Origin of the sequence: Hymenobacter plasmatis, assembly GCF_020711255.1 — a bacterium.
Taxonomy (GTDB): domain Bacteria; phylum Bacteroidota; class Bacteroidia; order Cytophagales; family Hymenobacteraceae; genus Hymenobacter.
The window spans coordinates 69,294-86,156 of record NZ_JAJFAW010000027.1 but is presented as its reverse complement, the minus strand read 5'-3'; the positions used below and the strand labels follow the sequence as shown (position 1 = coordinate 86,156).

General features: G+C 59.4%; 15 protein-coding genes. 4 read left to right on the top strand and 11 right to left on the bottom strand.

Annotated elements, in window-relative coordinates; all coding sequences use genetic code 11:
* The first annotated feature begins 253 nt into the window (after positions 1 to 253).
* Positions 254 to 748: a cold-shock protein gene (locus LJ738_RS17760; protein WP_227787704.1), complete on the top strand. Its 495-nt coding sequence runs from the start codon at positions 254 to 256 to the stop codon at positions 746 to 748.
* Between the two features lie 93 nt (positions 749 to 841).
* Here the strand turns inward: LJ738_RS17760 and LJ738_RS17755 are convergent, their stop codons facing one another.
* The 3 genes from LJ738_RS17755 to LJ738_RS17745 all read right to left on the bottom strand — a co-directional run bounded on the left by LJ738_RS17755 (position 842) and on the right by LJ738_RS17745 (position 2,970).
* Positions 842 to 1,108 (bottom strand): hypothetical protein, encoded by a 267-nt coding sequence (locus tag LJ738_RS17755; protein ID WP_227787703.1) that lies wholly within the window; start codon positions 1,106 to 1,108, stop codon positions 842 to 844.
* A 114-nt stretch (positions 1,109 to 1,222) separates the two neighbouring features.
* Entirely contained in the window at positions 1,223 to 1,672 is a 450-nt protein-coding gene (locus LJ738_RS17750) for a hypothetical protein (protein WP_227787702.1), read from the bottom strand.
* A 173-nt stretch (positions 1,673 to 1,845) separates the two neighbouring features.
* Positions 1,846 to 2,970 (bottom strand): putative sensor domain DACNV-containing protein, encoded by a 1,125-nt coding sequence (locus tag LJ738_RS17745; protein WP_227787701.1) that lies wholly within the window; start codon positions 2,968 to 2,970, stop codon positions 1,846 to 1,848.
* Between the two features lie 364 nt (positions 2,971 to 3,334).
* On the opposite strand from LJ738_RS17745, the gene LJ738_RS17740 reads away from it, so the two are divergent.
* Both LJ738_RS17740 and LJ738_RS17735 read left to right on the top strand, forming a co-directional pair.
* The gene (locus tag LJ738_RS17740; protein ID WP_227787700.1) at positions 3,335 to 3,700 is read left to right on the top strand and encodes a DUF805 domain-containing protein; all 366 of its coding nucleotides are present in this window, start codon (positions 3,335 to 3,337) and stop codon (positions 3,698 to 3,700) included.
* 252 nt (positions 3,701 to 3,952) lie between these two features.
* Positions 3,953 to 4,477 (top strand): nuclear transport factor 2 family protein, encoded by a 525-nt coding sequence (locus LJ738_RS17735; RefSeq protein ID WP_227787699.1) that lies wholly within the window; start codon positions 3,953 to 3,955, stop codon positions 4,475 to 4,477.
* A gap of 159 nt (positions 4,478 to 4,636) precedes the next feature.
* Here LJ738_RS17735 and LJ738_RS17730 read toward each other — a convergent pair whose 3' ends face one another.
* The 8 genes from LJ738_RS17730 to LJ738_RS17695 all read right to left on the bottom strand — a co-directional run bounded on the left by LJ738_RS17730 (position 4,637) and on the right by LJ738_RS17695 (position 15,206).
* On the bottom strand, positions 4,637 to 4,861 hold the full coding sequence (locus LJ738_RS17730; RefSeq protein ID WP_227787698.1) for a PID-CTERM protein-sorting domain-containing protein: 225 nt from the start codon (positions 4,859 to 4,861) through the stop codon (positions 4,637 to 4,639).
* Positions 4,862 to 4,921: 60 nt separating this feature from the next.
* A complete protein-coding gene (locus tag LJ738_RS17725; RefSeq protein ID WP_227787697.1) occupies positions 4,922 to 7,549 on the bottom strand; it encodes a DUF8693 domain-containing protein in 2,628 nt (875 codons plus the stop codon).
* Between the two features lie 28 nt (positions 7,550 to 7,577).
* On the bottom strand, positions 7,578 to 8,252 hold the full coding sequence (locus tag LJ738_RS17720; RefSeq protein WP_317206809.1) for a helix-turn-helix domain-containing protein: 675 nt from the start codon (positions 8,250 to 8,252) through the stop codon (positions 7,578 to 7,580).
* 280 nt (positions 8,253 to 8,532) lie between these two features.
* Positions 8,533 to 9,939 carry a dihydrolipoyl dehydrogenase gene (gene lpdA, locus LJ738_RS17715; RefSeq protein WP_227787696.1) on the bottom strand — a complete coding sequence of 469 codons (1,407 nt, stop codon included), beginning with the start codon at positions 9,937 to 9,939 and terminating at the stop codon, positions 8,533 to 8,535.
* Positions 9,940 to 10,199: 260 nt separating this feature from the next.
* Complete coding sequence (locus tag LJ738_RS17710) at positions 10,200 to 11,867, bottom strand: M1 family metallopeptidase (RefSeq protein ID WP_227787695.1); 1,668 nt, start codon at positions 11,865 to 11,867, stop codon at positions 10,200 to 10,202.
* Positions 11,868 to 12,014: 147 nt separating this feature from the next.
* Complete coding sequence (locus LJ738_RS17705) at positions 12,015 to 13,343, bottom strand: ammonium transporter (RefSeq protein WP_227787694.1); 1,329 nt, start codon at positions 13,341 to 13,343, stop codon at positions 12,015 to 12,017.
* 53 nt (positions 13,344 to 13,396) lie between these two features.
* A complete protein-coding gene (locus tag LJ738_RS17700) occupies positions 13,397 to 13,987 on the bottom strand; it encodes a DUF4468 domain-containing protein (protein ID WP_227787693.1) in 591 nt (196 codons plus the stop codon).
* 13 nt (positions 13,988 to 14,000) lie between these two features.
* Entirely contained in the window at positions 14,001 to 15,206 is a 1,206-nt protein-coding gene (locus LJ738_RS17695; protein ID WP_227787692.1) for an outer membrane beta-barrel protein, read from the bottom strand.
* A 581-nt stretch (positions 15,207 to 15,787) separates the two neighbouring features.
* On the opposite strand from LJ738_RS17695, the gene LJ738_RS17690 reads away from it, so the two are divergent.
* On the top strand, positions 15,788 to 16,750 hold the full coding sequence (locus tag LJ738_RS17690) for an EamA family transporter (protein WP_227787691.1): 963 nt from the start codon (positions 15,788 to 15,790) through the stop codon (positions 16,748 to 16,750).
* Positions 16,751 to 16,863 lie beyond the last annotated feature (113 nt).

The window sequence follows — 16,863 nt, the reverse complement described above, 5'->3', positions numbered from 1 at the left end:
GGTGACGTCGCTGGGATAGGCGCGGCGGGTAACTTCCATACCCGCTAATTTCGCTCACAAGTTCATAACACCGTCTAAAGAAAGTTGAGCTAAGAGAATCACATGCCAATGTGCCGATTATTAAGCATTGGCTCGAATCCTAAGCGTCCCAAAGCCTGTATTTATGTCGTATCTTCGTAGCAATCCACTCCTCTGTTTTGTCCGTCTACTTCGATTAGGAAAAACAGATACAACGATTTAGCAGCACAAAACTATGGGTAGGTCACAAGAGACTTTTGGTAAAAAGGACAACGAGAAAAAGCGGGCCAAGAAGAAGACCGAGAAGGAAGAGCGCAAAGCAGAGCGCCAGGCAAACGCCAAATCAGGCCAGCCGCTGGAAGAAATGTTGGCCTATGTAGACGAGGATGGTAACATCTCGTCCACCCCGCCCGACCCCAAGAAGAAGCGCGTCATCAAAGACGAGGACATTCAGATTGGGGTGGCCCGGCGCACGGCCGAAGACGACGTGGACCCGGTGCGTACCGGCATCGTGAGCTTTTTCAACGAATCGAAAGGCTACGGCTTTATTAAAGACCAGCAGACGCAGGAAAGCATTTTCGTGCACGCCAACGGCCTGGCCGGCGGCCCTATCGGCGAAAACGACAAAGTAACTTTTGAAGTAGAAATGGGCCCCAAAGGCCCCAACGCCGTGCGCGTGAAAATTGCCAGCGCTACGCCGCCCCCGGCGCCGGCTGCGCCCGCTGCCTAGTTTGCACTGATTACTAATAAAAAGAGGCGGATGCTCAATGAGCATTCGCCTCTTTTTATTAGTAATCAATCGACTGCAGGAGCTTGTCCCGCACTAGGCCTGGTTCTCTTCGTTTCCGTCCATCGCATTCAGGTGCATCTCGGCTGCGGTAGCGTTGGCACTGGCGGCCTTCTTGCCGCGGCGCTTGTTCAGGTAGTTCCAGCCCAGGGCCAACAGGGCAGCGCCGCCGACTACTTTCTTGGTCGTACTGAGGCCGCCAATGCCGTTGGCTGTGCCTTTGCCCAATTTTTTGAGGGATTTGGTTGCGCCGCCGAGCAGGGTGCGTTTCTTTGCCGCTTTGGCTTTTTTAGTCTTTTTCATGGCGTTTTGTTGAAGTGAAAGATTAAGGATTATCAAACGGATAACGCGGTCCAATGCCCAATACGCCAGCCTAAAGAAAGGGCGAAGCGCAGGAAAGCGAGCTTAAGAACTGATTTAGCTTTCGTGCTTTGCCGCGATGCTTTTTCTGGGTTTTCGGGGAGCATGGCCTGCCTCATCGGACGCAGCATGCTCTTCAACCGCGAAGGGCTTGGCCTTGTGGTGATGAGCTAGCGCGTGGTCGTGGCTATGAGGTTCCGGAGCCGGGGTTTCGTCGGCTTCAAAGTCCTGCTTGGCCAGATAAGTGAGGCCCGCAGCAATCAGCACAATGCCACCCACAATCTTCTGGCCAGTGCTCAGCTTGGTTATCTGCTTCGTGACCTTGCGAAACTTCTTGACCGACAGGGCTGCGGCGTCCAGCAAATCATCCGAAACCTGGTCTTTTTTCGAGTTCTTCTTTTTGCCTTTGCCCATAGTTGTGGAGAGTGAAGTACAGTGCCAAATGAAGTAAAGACCTAACGCACTAGCCAATGCAGTACCCGGGGGTACTGCGGGCCAGCGCAACATGGTATTCGCAAGGCATGCGCAGAAGGTTTTGCTTTTGTCAGGGCAGTTCCTTTCAACAGCACCGTTGGGGCGGCTACTGTTCAGTTATTGGGGCCAGGATTAGCAGTTGTGAGCCCCGCATTTGCTGCGCTGGGGTGGCCACCACCAGATTCAAGGCACGAAAGCAGCTGGAGCTACAACAGCAGCACGTCTATCCGGTGGGCGTGCACCATTTGCAGGGCATCGGACCACGCGAATACGGTGAAAAAACCGTCCTGGGAAGCCACCAGGGCCAGGGAATCGCGCTGGTCGTGTACGAACTGGGCCGCGGCCAAGTGCCGGGTGCCGCCGTATTGGGCGGGGTGCAGGTGCACGGGCTCGCGGCCCACCACCGGCCTGGTCAGCACCAGCTTGTCGACGCTGCTGCTGCCCTTGGCCCGGGTCACCTTGGCGCCAAACGCCAGCAGGTGGTACTCCTGCGTAATCACCGTGGCCCCGTCGATGGCGGTGAAGCCGCCCACCATCCCGATGTCGGGGTTGGGCTGGTCGGGCCGCCGCTTGGCGGGCCCCGGGCGCCCGGCCCGAATGCTCTTGTAGGCGGGGTCGACGAGGTAGGTAATGGGCTGCACCACCGACTCCTGCCACTGGCTGGAGCCGGGCGGCACCACCAGCACCAGGCCGCCGCGGCCGTGGGCGCGCATGGCGGCCGCCAGCCCCAGCAGCACGTGGTCGATTTCGCCGCTGCCGGTGGGCAGGCTGCGGCCGGGCAGAAAGGCCTGCAGGGCCGGGCAGTCGCTCAGGCCCACGTTGCCTTCGTCCACGAGTTGCAGCCGGTCGCCGCGTAGCACGGCCACGTTCACGTACTTGCCAAACCCGCCGGCGCGGGAGTGCTTCACCACCAGCAGGCCGGCTTCCACCACTTCCAGCACAAAGCACAGCGGCGGAATGCTGGTGGCCGTGCCCCAGACGTGGAGCCCGTCGGCGTCGTGCCACACGCCCAGGTGAATACCGGGCTGCTCGACGGCGGGCGCCAGCTTCAGCAGGTTGTAGGGCGTGAGGCGGCGGCGCTGGCCCAGCATCAGCGGCTGCCGGGCGTGCTCCGGCGGCAGCAGCGCCAACGATATCCGGGGCAGGTGCCCCTCTTCCCGACGCAGGCTGGCCCAGAAAGCCACGTCGATGATGGCTTCCACCCAATGGCTTTCGGGTGGCGGCGCCAGCCGGTGTACCTTTTCTGAAATAGCCGCCCGGTGCCGCGCAAAGTGGGCTTCAATGGCGGGCGCGGCCATGCGCGCCGTCAGATAAGTGGGTTCGGAGTGCATAGACAGCAAGAATTACGGGCTTAGGAGGCTTTCATTCATTACGTTACCAGGCGGGGCTAGGCGGCCGCTTTGGCCGCCGGGCGTTTCTGCTATTTCCATCAGGAAAGCCGCCCCTCCTTCGTCCGAAACAACTTTTTTCGTGGATAATCCCAAGCAAGCGTTATTGGCTGTCGCGATTTTTTAGGCAATAGCTCAATATTGAAATCAACCTCTATCTTGCCCGCTGTTTAGTGACCATTTTAAAGCAATTCGGCCATTTGCCAGAACTATTGAACGGTGACAGCAAGTGGAGGCCAGAACCCACTCTAAAAAACGGGGCGTCACCGAAAAGCCTCACGAGTAGGAACGTTAGTCCAATTTGCGAATGGAATACTTTTTACAAGCCTTAAGAAACTACGCCGTCTTCAGCGGCCGCGCCCGACGGAAGGAGTACTGGATGTTTGTCTTGTTTAACTTTCTTTTTTCTCTTGTAGCTGGAGTAGCCGACTACGTGTTTTCTGGCGCTGGCAGCGGCGCTATCTCGGGTCTGTACGCTCTTGCTTTACTCATTCCCAGCCTGGCTGTGGGTGTTAGAAGGCTCCACGATGTGGGCAAGAGCGGCTGGTTTATGTTCATCGCGCTGGTGCCGCTGGTAGGCGCTATCTGGTTGCTGGTGCTTTTCTGCACCGAAGGCACCCGTGGCGATAACGAATACGGCCCCGACCCCAAAGAAGGAGTATTAGCCTTCTAAACAAGTAGCTCAATATTAAAAGAGGCGGCAGCTCCGGGAGCTGCCGCCTCTTTTGCGTTTGTAGCACTCAACCGTTGCATGGCCCATGCATCACACCTAACAGTTTAGGGAAAACGGACCGTGTATGCTGTCGGGTGCAGTGGTTTTCGAAACAAGTACCTATCCTGCAGATATAATATTATCTTTCATTACCACTCCGTTCACCCTTTATGGAACCAGTTATTCAGCTCAACCACTAGTCTTGACCTTTTTATGCGAAGCACAATCGTAGTCTTTTTGCTGCTTTTTGCCTGTGCCTGCTGCGGCACTGTTTATGGCCAAAGCAGCCGGCGTAAAAAGGAGCCTGCCCAGCTACCCCAGCCAACGGCGGCTCCGGCTCCACAGCTAGTGGCCAAGGATGAGCTATACCAACAAGTAGCCAAGCTCGATGCAGACATGTTTGCCGCCTTCAATGCCAAGGACGTGGACAAGCTCATGTCATACTTTGCTGCCAACCTGGAGTTTTACCACGACAAAGGCGGCCTCAGCAATTTCAGCCAAACGAAGGAGGGCTTTGCCCGCATGTTTGCCAAAACCCTCGACATTACCCGCATGCTGGTGCCGGGCAGCCTGGAGGTATACCCCATCAAAGATTACGGGGCCATGCACATCGGCATTCACCGGTTTTGCCACGTCGAAAACGGCCGCGACGACTGCGGCAATTTCAAATTTGTGATGCTGTGGCAGCGCCAGGGCGATGCTTGGAAGATTACGCGTGTGGTGAGCTATGGCCATTAACCAGAGTTGATAAGGCGTAAACGCAAAAGAGGCTGAAGCTACGGGAGCTTCAGCCTCTTTTGCGTTTACGCCGCGGGGGCAAGCACATATGAATAGTGCAGTCCTCCGTGGCGGCCAGCGGAAGAAAAGCCGCTGTCAACATGATTTCTGTGTGGGTGCTTATTTGGTGGACCGACGCGCCAGACGGCGGGCGCGGAGCTGTTTAATGCCGTAAGCCACACCGCCTGCCACCAACAGCGAAGCCCCGCCATCGATGGGAACCGGCGTGGGGTCTGGAGGAGTGCTCGGTGCCGGGCCACCCGAGCCGGGCTGGGCTAAAGCGGGCAGGCTGGCCAGCACACACAAGGTCAGCACGCGCGTGGCGGAAGAAAGAAGTGATTTCATGGAATTTGCTGCTTTAAAAACAATACGGGGCCGGCCTTTATGGAAGCCGGCCCACATAATTTATTGAATAACGACGCGCTTGGCCAGGGTGGTAGCGCCAACCTGAAGGCGCAACGTGTAGACGCCGGCAGCCAGGCCGGAAGCGTCCACGGCCAGGCGGGCGCCGGTGGCAGCCAGCGCAGCGTTCTGGCGGCGCACTACCTGGCCCAACGTGTTGAGCAGGTCGGCGTGCACCTGCGTAGCCCCAGCCATGGCCGGTACGAGCACGGTGAAGGCGTTGTGGGCCGGGTTGGGGTAAAGCGTCACCTCGGCGGCCGTCAGGGCCTGAGCATTGGCCAGGACGGAGCGAGCGGCAAAATGCAGCGTAAAGCGCCCGGTCATCGAAGCCGCGGCTTGTGCGCTGGTCACGCTAAACGAATAAGCGGGCTGCAAACGCAGGTTCACTGTCTGGCCCGTGGCGGCGTCGGTGAGCATGGCATCGAGGCTGGCGGGCAGGTTGTCGAGGGCGGCGGCAAGCTTGTAGGTACCGGCGGTGGGCACGCCCACGGTCAGCGGCAGCACGGTGGCTGCCGTGAAGACCGGGCGGGCGTCAATGGCCAGGGATTCGCTGGTGGCAGCCACGCTAGCCAGATTCAGGCCCGACGTATTGGGCAGCTTCAGGGCATCGAATTGGGTATCGAAGGCTGCCGTAGCGCTAGCCTCGGCGTAAGCATAGAGCATATCGGCGGTTCCGTTACCGGCCCGCAGCTCGAGCTGCACCATGGGCCGGGTTTCGGCCGTGGAGCGCTGCAATGCGGTGCTGTTGGGCGTAGTCAGGCGCTGGCTGTTCCGGAAGGTGAGCGAGGCAGTAGCCTGGCCGCTGCTGACGTGGGCAAAGAAGCCTTGGGCTACGGGCAGCACAGAGTTGCCGATGCCGGGGTTATTACCTGCGGGGGGCAAGTAAGCGCGGTACTGGCCGGTGTAGGGGCCGTCGCTGGCGTAAACGTAGATGGCGGCGTCCAGACCGGTGCGGTCGCTTGCAGCTACTAAGCTATAGTCGAGCGGCGCGGGATAAGGATTGCCGACCAGCTGCCAGCCGGCGTCGGCCGCGTTGGCTGTGGCAGCCGCGTTGCGGCTCAGGCTCAGGGTCTGGTTACCGTTGGTCAGTTCGCCCACAAAGTCAACCAGTTGCGAAGCGCTGAGGTTGGCGATGTAGCCCTGGCCCACGGCCAGCGGAGAAGCTAGGCTGGCTGGCACCACGAAACCCTTGTCGAAAGCCGAATAATTGTTGGTAACCGTAGCCAGACGGCTTTGGTCGTAGGCAAATACGGTGGGGAACGGGGTGGTGAATCCCGGCGTGGCCGAAGTGTTGTAAACGCTGCCCTGGCTGATTTCAGGCGTGAAGCCGGCCGTGGCCAAGTCGCCCACCGTGCTACCCGAAACCGGGGCGCTGTAGTGGCGGTAGCCCAAGCCGCTGTTAGTCGAGGCAATGTAGCGCTGCACCGTGACGTTGCCGTTTACATTGCCCGTACCGTTGTTGTTCACCAGGGCCGTGCCGGCGGCGTTGGAGAGCAGCGTTAGGGTTTGGCCGTTGGTAGTAAGGTTGCCGTTGGCCGGGGCCAATACACCGTGGATGCGCACCGCGCCGCCTTGAATGGCGCCGTTAGGATTGGCAATAGTCAGGCTCCACAATTGAGTGCTGCCACTGCCGCCCAGGATTTGGGTTGTTACAGCATTGCTCAGGTTCACGGTGCCCGCCGTGGCACTGATGGTGCCGCTGTTGCTCAGATTGCCTTTCAGGTCGAGGCTACCGCCGCTTTGCATGAGGCTGGCGCCGGTGCCAATGGTCAGGTTATTGGCGGCCGCGTTGCCAGCGGCAATCAGCGGGTAGGGCGACGTGTTGGAGGGAATACTAGCGTCCAAGGTGCTGCTGGGCACGCCGGCCGACCAGTTCGTGGCCGTAAACCAATCGGTGGTGCGGTTGCCCAGCCAAACGGTTGAGGTCACTACTGGCGCTACAACGAAGCTCGGCAGGCTGGCCGTATTTGTGTCAATCGTAATGGCACCCTCGCGCGAAAGGCCCCGGCCTATCAGCGAAGCGCCGGCAATCATGTTGATGGCGCCGTTAACGAGCAGCGTACCCCGCATCACCGAATTTCGGCCCAACGTGACCTGACCGCCTATCTGCCAGTACACATTGCTGGGAGTAGCGCCGTTTTGGGTCAACACGAGGGAGTTTTCGCCCGTAGTCAAGGCACCGGTTACCCGAAGGAAGAACTTCGCGTTTGGGTCGCCGCCGCCGTCCAGAATCAGGGTGCCGGCCAGGGTGCTCGCCCCGCCCACGCAATAGGAGCCGGGACCCATCGTGACGGCCGGGGTTCCGCCGTATACGGCCACCGGCGTTACGCACGGAATGGTCGACATGTAGCCGTAGGCCGTTTGCACATCCGTAGCGGCTTGCGTAGCATAAGCATCGGCTACGTGAATGTTGCCGTTCACTACGCCCAACGGAAAACCGTTGAAAGCGCCGGCATTGGTGCCAATGTCGCCGTTGATGATGGTGGGGCCGGAGTTTTCGACGGCGCCAACTGCAGTAAACAACGCAAAGCTGGACGCGTTTCCTAACGCCGGCGCAACTTGGGCAGCACTGATTTTAGGCAAAGCCAATACGGCCGCCCAGGTTAAAATAGCGAGGAATTTTGTCTTCATAAATAGGGATTTACTTCGTGAAATTATTTCACGATGCAAAGCTCACCCATTTGAATTCTGAAGTACTTACACGATTGCAGAATAGAGTTACACCATTCACACATTCAGGCACAATTAGCCGATTAGGCTTGAGCTTTTTAAAGAATGAGGGCGTCAGTCCCGTCACTTTTTTGAACTGGTTGGACAGATGCGCCACGCTGCTGTAGTTCAGCCGATAGGCTATCTGAGTCAGGTTGAGTTCGCCGGATAGCAGCAGCTCTTTGGCCCGCTCTATTTTGTGCTCAATGATGTAGTGCTCAATGGTGGTACCGGTGGCCTCCGAAAACAGGTTGGCGAGGTAGGTGTAGTCGTAGTGGAGCTTCTCGCTGATGTATTCGGAATTGCGGGCTTTGGGCACGTCCACGGCATGCTGCACCATTTCCACAACAACCATTTTAATGGTTTCTATCAACCGGGTTCTTTGGTCGTCCATCAGTTCCAGCCCCGATTTCAATAAGGCTAGCCGTAAGCACTGGTGTTGGTCGGCCGTCATTTTCTCCATCACCTCCACCTCCCCTAATCCCACGTTGCCGCAATGCAGCCCCAGGGTAGCCAGCGCGGCCTGCACTATCATCTTGCAGCGCAGGCTGCTCATGTGTTTGATGTAGATTTTCATTTCATTCTTGGCTGGCAGGGCGCAGATTTTGAAAGACTTCAAAACCATCACAGCCGAGAATGGAACGGGGAGTCCGGGCTACTCTCCTGTAACGGAGGAGTTATGATATCAAACGGACCCGGACGGAAATAGCTGATGCTGCCAGCGCTTAAAATATCCTGACAATCATCAATGAGGCTGTACTCCGACAACTTTACTAAGGGAATTTTTAGGCAATAAAGAGATTAAAAGCACTCCCATTCACTATATCGCAACGCAAAAGAGGCTGAAGCTACGGGAGCTTCAGCCTCTTTTGCATTTACGTTTACTACCGCTAAGGCGGCAATAATTACATGTGAATGGCCCGGTTCTCCGTGGCGGCGAGGCACGCTTCTTTCATGGCCTCGGCGTAGGTGGGGTGCGAGTGGCTCATGCGGGCCACGTCCTCAGCGGAGGCGCGGAACTCCATGGCGGTCACGGCTTCGGCGATGAGGTCGGCGATGCGCGGCCCAATCATGTGCACGCCCAGGATTTCGTCGGTGGTTTTGTCGGCCAGCACTTTCACGAAGCCGTCGGTGTCGCCGCTGGCGCGGGCGCGGCCGCTGGCTTTGAAGGGGAACGAGCCCACTTTGTAGGCCTTGCCCTGCTCCTTGAGCTGCTCCTCGGTGTAGCCCACTCCCGCCACTTCGGGCCAGGTGTACACCACGCCGGGGATGAGCAGGTAGTTGATGTGCGGCTTCTGGCCCACGATGGTTTCGGCCACGAACACGCCTTCTTCTTCGGCCTTGTGGGCCAGCATAGCCCCCCGAATCACGTCGCCGATGGCGTAGATGCCAGGCACGTTGGTTTGCAGGTGCTCATCGACCTTGATGCGGCCGCGCTCTTCCATCTGCACGCCAGCGGCTTCCAGGTTGAGGCCGGCGGTGTAAGGCACGCGACCCACGGCCACGAGGCAGTAGTCGCCCTCAAATTTCACCTCCTCCCCTTTCGGGTTGGTGGCGGTCACGGTCACGCTGTCGCCTTCGCGGGTGGCGCCGGTCACTTTGTGGCTCAGGAAAAACTCGATGCCGATTTTGCCCAGCACGCGCTTCAGCTCCTTGCCCAGGCCGCGGTCCATGGTCGGAATGAGCGAATCGAGGAATTCAATGACCGAGACTTTCGCGCCGAGGCGGGCGTACACGGAGGCCATTTCCAGCCCAATTACGCCGCCGCCAATCACAATCATGTGCTTGGGTACTTCGCGGATGTTCAGGGCCTCGGTGCTGGTGATGATGCGCTCCTTGTCCTGGGCGATGAACGGCAGCACCGTGGGCTTGGAGCCGGTGGCGATGATGACGTTCTTGGTTTCAATTTGCCGGGCCTCGCCGCCCGCGGTGGGGGCAATGCTGATGTGCGTTTTATCCACGAACGAACCGACGCCGGTGAGGACGTCGATTTTGTTCTTCTTCATCAGGTAGGCGATGCCGTCGACGTTGGCCTTCACCACGCCGGCCTTGCGGTCAATCATGCGGTTCATGTCCACCGTCAGGTTTTCCAGCCCAATGCCGTGCTCCGCAAACACCGAATGGGCATTGTGGTAGTGCTCCGACGAGTCGAGCAGCGCCTTGCTGGGGATGCAGCCCACGTTGAGGCAGGTGCCGCCCAGGGTGGGGTATTTCTCAATGAGGGCCGTTTTGAGGCCAAGTTGGGCGCAGCGGATGGCGGCCACGTAGCCCCCCGGGCCGGAGCCGATGACGGTGACGTCGTATTGATTCATAGAGCCAGATATTCGGTGATTGTTCGCTGCGCGAAGGTAAGGCACAGGCGGTGCGGTGAAGTAGGTTTTTATAAGCACGTAATGCAGCGCGCAGTGAAGCGTTTTTACCGCTTCGTTACAAGCCGTCTGTCATGCAGAGCGCAGCGAAGCATCTTATCGCCGCTGAACGACTCGTTCGGACGTGATAAGATGCTTCCTTCGTCAGCATGACAAGAGGCGCAACAAACCTGCTTCCCCGGCGCGCTGCATGACCGTTCTTTTTACTCCACCAGCACGCCGATGTAGTAGTTGAACGTGTCCACTTCCAGGTTATCCTTAGCGGCGCCGGGGAGCTGCTTGATAACCTCAAACTTCGTGGTGAGCGGCACAAACTGGTACTCGCCACCCTTGAGCCGCATGCGAACTGGCATGTCAAATTTCGGCACTTCGGATACCCAGCGGGCCAGGGTCTGGTTGTTTTCGAATCGCACTTCCAGCGTGGGAAGGCTGGCGTGGCGCAGGTACTGGTCGAATATTTTGCTGAGGTCCTTGCCGCTTTCGCGGTTGAAGTAGTCGATAACCTGCTGGCCGGTCACGGTCTGGTGGTAGAAGGTGCTGGAGAGGCCGCGCAGCATCTGTCGCCACTTTTCGTCGTCGTTGACGATGGTGCGCAGCGCGTTGAGCAGGTTGCTGCCCTTGTCGTACATGTCGCCGGAACCTTCTTTGTTTACGCCGTAGGGGCCGATAATGGGGCCGTCGTTCTGGATGTTGCGCCGCTGGCCGTGGATGTATTCTTGGCCCGCTGGCTTGCCAAACTGGCTTTCCACAAACAGCGCCTCCGAGTAGGTGGTGAAGCTTTCGTGCACCCACATGTCGGCAATATCCTTGGTAGTGATGTTGTTGCCGAACCACTCGTGGCCGCTTTCGTGGATGATAATGAAGTCCCATTTCAGGCCCCACCCGGTGTTGCTGCGGTCGCGGCCCAGGTAGCCGTTCAGGTACTTGTTGCCGTAGGCCACGGCGCTCTGGTGCTCCATGCCCAGGTGCGGGGCATCCACCAGTTTGTAGCCGTCCTGGTAAAAGGGGTACGGGCCGAACCAGTGCTCCATGCTTTTGAGCATGGGCTTCACGTTGGCATCAAACTGCATTTTGGCCTTGATGAGGTTTTCGGGCAGCACCCAGTAGTCGAGGGTGAGCGGGCCTTTCTCGCCCTGGTACACGTCGCCGAAGCGCTGGTAGTTGCCCACGTTCAGCGCCACGTCGTAGTTATTGATGGGGTTGCGCACGGCCCAGTCGAAGCGGGTGAAACCGCCCTTCAGCTTGGTGATTTTGCGCAGGCGGCCGTTCGAGACGTCCTTGAGGCCCTTGGGCACCGTCACGCTGATGAGCATGCTGTCGACTTCATCGGCCTGCTGGTCTTTGGTGGGCCACCAGATGCTGGCGCCCACTCCCTGGCAGGCCGAGGCGACCCACGGCTGGCCAGCGGCATCCTGCGCGAAGACCAGGCCCCCATCCCAGGGCGCTTTTTTGGCTACGGTGGGGTTGCCGGAGTAGTACACCGTAAACTCGTCGCGGCTGCCAGCCGCAATAGCCTTCGGGAAGGTGACAAATACCGCGTTGGCTTCGCGGGTGAAGGGCATTTCCTTGCCCTTGTACAGCACCTTTTCTACCTTCAAATTGGCAAAGAGGTCGAATTGCAGCCGGTTGAACTCGCGTGTGGCGGTGAAGCGAAACAGGTTTGAGCCGCTGAGGTAGCGCTGGGCCGGGTCCAGCTTCACGTCGAGGTGGTAGTAGTTGATGTCGTAGCAGGTACGGAGCGGCGACTGTCCGCCGCGCAACGAATCGGCACGGGTGAAGGCGGCGGGGGCGGGCTGAAGAAGCTGAGCGGCGGCGCGGGGAGCGTACCCGGCCAGCAGGCCGAGCAGCAAGGAAAGAGGCAGGAATTTCACAGCGGCAAAGATGGGCGGGCGGGGCGGTTCGCGCTAGCGGCCCGGCGCCCAAACGGCAAAAGGCCGGAGCAAATGCCCCGGCCTTTCTATTCATACCTATTAACCAAGCGGAAGCAGTGCGCCACCGCTGGGCTAGCTGAACGCGCCTTATGCGCCCACCAGCAGCTTTTCCTCGTGCTGGCTGATGTCCAGGCCCTGCAGCTCTTCTTCTTCCGAAACGCGCAGCGGCGTAATCAGGTCGGTGATTTTCAGGAGCACGAAGGAGGCGCCGAACGCGAAGGCCGACACCAGCACCAGGGCTAGCATGTGTTTCAAAAACAAGGTGGTACCACCGTACGCCAGGCCATCTACAGCGGCCGAGTTTACGGCTTTGCTGGCGAAGATGCCCGTCATAATCAGGCCTACCATGCCGCCAATGCCGTGGCAGGGAAACACGTCGAGGGTATCATCAAGTCGCGACTTGGAGCGAATGTGCGCAAAGAAGTTGCTGGTGATGCCGGCAATGACGCCAACGAAGATGCTCACCGGCACCGTCACGAAACCCGAGGCCGGCGTGATGGCCACCAGACCTACAACTGCCCCGATGCAGAAGCCCACCGCCGAGAGCTTCTTGCCCCGGGCTACATCGAACAGAATCCAGGCCAGGCCAGCCGCCGAAGCAGCTACGTTGGTAGTGGCAAATGCGCTTACAGCCAGCGCATTGGCCGCCGTGGCCGAACCGGCATTGAAGCCGAACCAGCCGAACCACAGCAGGCCCGTGCCCAGCAGCACAAACGGAATATTGGCCGGCGCCACCACCTCAGATGAGCCATACGCCTTGCGGGGCTTCAGGTACAGGGCCGAGGCCAGCGCGGCCCAACCCGCCGACATGTGCACCACCGTGCCCCCGGCAAAGTCCAGCACGCCCAGCTTGAACAGGAAGCCCTCGGGGTGCCACACCCAGTGCGCCAGCGGGGCATACACCACTAGGCTAAACAGCACAATGAACACGATGTAGGACTTGAAGTTGATGCGTTCGGCAATGGAGCCGGTGATGAGGGCCGGCGTGATGATGGCAAACTTCATCTGGAAGAATGCGAACAACATCAGCGGAATAGTGGGCGCCAGCGACCAGGGCTTGCCATCCAGCACGCCTTTGAAGAGGAAGAACGTGCGCGGGTCGCCCACAAAGCCCCCCAGCGAGGTGCCAAATGCCAGGCTGAAGCCTACCACCACCCACAACAGGCTGATGATGCCCATGGCCACGAAGCTCTGCAGCATGGTCGAAATCACGTTTTTGGAGTTTACCATGCCGCCGTAGAAGAAGGCCAGGCCGGGGGTCATCAGCAGCACCAGGGCGGTGGCGCAGAGCATCCAGGCCGTGTCGCCGGTGTTGATTCCTTCGGTCACAATGGTGGTGGGCAGCGCCGGCATGAACGTGGCCAACAGGCCAAGCGCCAGCAGTAGCAGCAGCGGAATAAAATTGGGCTTTTGCATCGGAGGTAAGCGGTTAGAAATTGAAGGTTGAGTACTTGAATGCAGGAATTGAGCTACCAGTCGGCGGCCCGCGAAACGGGAAGGGCTTTGGGCTTGGGCACGTTGAGCATGGCCGTTTTCAGCTCGTCGGCCAGGCTGGTCACGGTGAGCAGCGCATCGTGTCGGTGCGTTTCCCACAGCTTTTGCCAGCCGGGGGCAGTGGCGTCTTCCAGGGGCTTGGTCTGGCCGGTGGGCAGGGGGCGGGCCGTGCGGTCTTCGCGGTAGTAAGCGAAAGAAAAATCGGTGAACTGCGAGCGGTAGCGGCCGTCCTTCACCTCCACCGTGAGGCGGTAGTGCACCTTCCCGTGCAGCCGCTTGGTGATGTAGCCGCGGTCGTACACCCCGAAGGCGTGGGCGCCCACCAGCCGGCCGGCCACGGAGTCGGCCTCGGCCAGCTCGTAGCCGCGCCGTCGCAGCCAGGTTTTGGCGTGGGCGTAGAGCGTGGCGGCCCGCAGCGAGTCGGCCAGCACTACTTCGGCAAAGCCCACCCGGCCCTGCTCGTCGAGCGGCAAGGCCTGCGCCCCGGCCGCCGAGGCCGCCAGCAGCAGCCAGGCCAGCAGGCCCAGCAGCCACGGCACGGCATAAGGAGAATGCGTGAGAGACATGGGCGGCAGGGGGCTAGTACTTGTAGATAAAGGCCACACCCAGCGTAGTCTGGGTGGTAATGCCCTGCCCCAGCGCATTCTCGTAGTAGTGGCTCGGCGAGGAGTCGAAGCGCAGCTCCGGCTTCACCAGCAGCTTGGCGGCGGCCAGCGTGATGGGGGCCGTCACGGTCAGGGAGCGGTTGGTGGCCTGCAGGTAGCGCACGGCGTGTTTGTCTTCGAAATACTCGTAGCGCACGCCCACGCCCACCACGTCGCTGAAGGCATAGTTAGTGTAGAGCGCGGCCCCGCCCCAGCCGGGCGAAGTGCTGCCGTATTGGTCGTTGACGGCATTGGTTTCCTGGTCCGATTCGGTGTCGAAATTGTAGCGGCCGTAGGCAGCGTTCAGGCCGAGGTAGAACTTGGGCGTGACCTGATAATTGGTGGTCAGGTCGAACAGCTGGCGGTTGTAGTGGCCAAAGCCGGGCGCCAGCGTGCCGGCCGACACCAGCGAGTTGAGGTAAGTGTCGTCGCCGTGGCCGCCAATCCAGTTCAGGTACACCGTCCAGGTGGGCAGGGGCTTGTAGGTGAACTGGCTAATGAGCGACTTCTGCTTGTTGTCGTCGGTGAGGTTGTCCCAGTTGTTTACCACGCCCACCATCAGCGAAGTGCGGTCGCTGAAGGCGTAAACCGCTTTCAGGCCGACGTGATAAAAGGGGCCGTTGTTGAAGAGGTTCGAGAGCGAATAGTGGTAGTTGAGCGGCGCGTCGATTACCTCGTAGCCGATGTGCGTGCCGAACTGCCCCACCGTGAAGCTGAGCTTGGGCGTGGCCCGGTACGTGAAATACGCCTGCTTGATGGCCGCCGAGGTGCCGTACAGCGCCGCCCCGTAGGGCGACTGCGGCCGGTAGGAGTTAAACGCGCCGGTGGTGTTGCCGAAGTTGCCCATCTCCGCATTGGGCCCAAAGGTGAGGTCCACCACCACATCGGATTTGCGGGAGCTGTAGCCCAACTTGAGCTGCACCAGGCCCAGGGCAAACTGGTCGGTGAGGCGGTCGAAGGCCCGGCCGGCCAGCTGGTCCACTCCCAGCAGGTTACCCGATTTGGGCCGGTTGAGCGCCGTGAGGTAGTAGGAATCGAGGTAGCCCGATAGGGTCAGCTTGCCAGTATCGGTGGAGTCGGCCTGGCCATGAGCCAGCAGACTTGCGGAGGTCAGCAGTAAAAGGAGTAGGATGTGCTTCATGCTCGCAGAACGTTAGAAAAGGTGAGTACTTGATTTGTATTTGTATCATAAAACCCAAAATAATCAGCCAACAGATACCCCCTATTATTCAATGGCTATTTTAACATCTACAACATTTATTTTCAAAACACCCCCCTTTTTTGAAGGGTCAACATTTCAAATATAAATCAATAATCTGAAAAACAACCTTAAATTTTAAGGCATATTTCTTAAAACTTGTTTTTTATAAGCAAGCATGGCATCAATAACTCCCACAATCGATTTGACTTCGCAACCGGGTGCAGTTTTAGACTACTTCAGCCCAGTTACGCATGCCTGACGGCTATTTATCGCCTCTAATCCTGCCTCCATGCGTTAGCCAGACCACCCAGGGAGCAAATGAGCAAAGCCGCCATGCGCAGCTACCAGGCGCACACAGCCGAATAGCAGTCAGCCCCGGGAAAGCTGTTTTATCTTTGCCTGACCGTTGTAGGGTGGCCAATCGCGCACTTAGCGTGCATTGCAGGTAAGCGGCGCCAGGCCCACATTCCATTAAAATCGGCCTGCCCGAAGCCTGTTTCTTCGGCTCCCCTTGCTTTCTTATGTCTGATACTAGTTCTGCCACGCCGTCGCGGGTGGCGATGCTCACGGCCTTTGCCGCGGTTTATCTTATTTGGGGCTCTACCTACCTGGTGATGAAATTTGCCGTAGCCAGCATGCCGCCGCTGCTCATGGCCGGCACGCGCTACGGCCTGGCGGGGGGCCTGCTCTACGCCTTCATGCGGCTGCGCGGCGAGCCGCGCCCGAGCCGGCGCGGCTGGGGCCACGCCTTTGTGATTGGCATTTGCCTGCTGGGGTTTGGAAATGGCGGCACCACGATTGGCGTGCTGTATTTGCCCAGCGGCACAACTTCGCTGCTGGTGGCCACGGTGCCCATGTTTCTGGCATTGTTGGGCTGGCTGAGCGGCGTTACGCCCCGGCCCACGCGCTGGGTCACGGTGGGGCTGGCGGCGGGCATGCTGGGCATGTATTTGCTGGCCGCGCACCCCAGCTCGGCGGGCGTGCCGCGGCCGGGCCACGCGGGCATCGGCGTGACGGCGGTACTGCTGGCGGCCCTGCTGTGGTCGGTGGGCTCGCTGTATTCCAAGAAAAACCAGCCAGCCCCCTCCCCTTTCCTCTCGGGCGGCATGCAGATGCTGTGCGGCGGCGCGGCCATGCTCGTGGTGGGACTGGTGCGCGGCGAGGCGTCCGGGTTTGAGCTGGCCCAAGTCACGGCCAAGTCCTGGATGGCGTACGCTTACCTGGTCACGTTTGGCTCCATTGTGGCCTTCACGGCTTATATCTGGCTGCTGCGCGTAGTTGAGCCAGCTCTGGCAGGCACGTATGCGTTTGTAAATCCCGTGGTGGCCGTGCTGCTGGGCTGGGCTTTCGCCGGCGAAGTGCTGAACCCGCAAATGCTGGGCGGGGCAGCACTCATCGTACTGGCCGTGGTGCTGGTAGTGCTGGGCGGGCGGCGCAAGCCCAACGCTGCGGTAGCAGCTCACGAAGTGGCCGTAGAGGCTTGATTTTTGCCGCTTCAGGCACCGGCCTCCGGCCTGAGCTGTTCATCTAATTCTGCCTGCCCGCTCAGTTGAGACGAGGCAAAACGAACCCACTTAACCGGCACTGCCCTCCTACC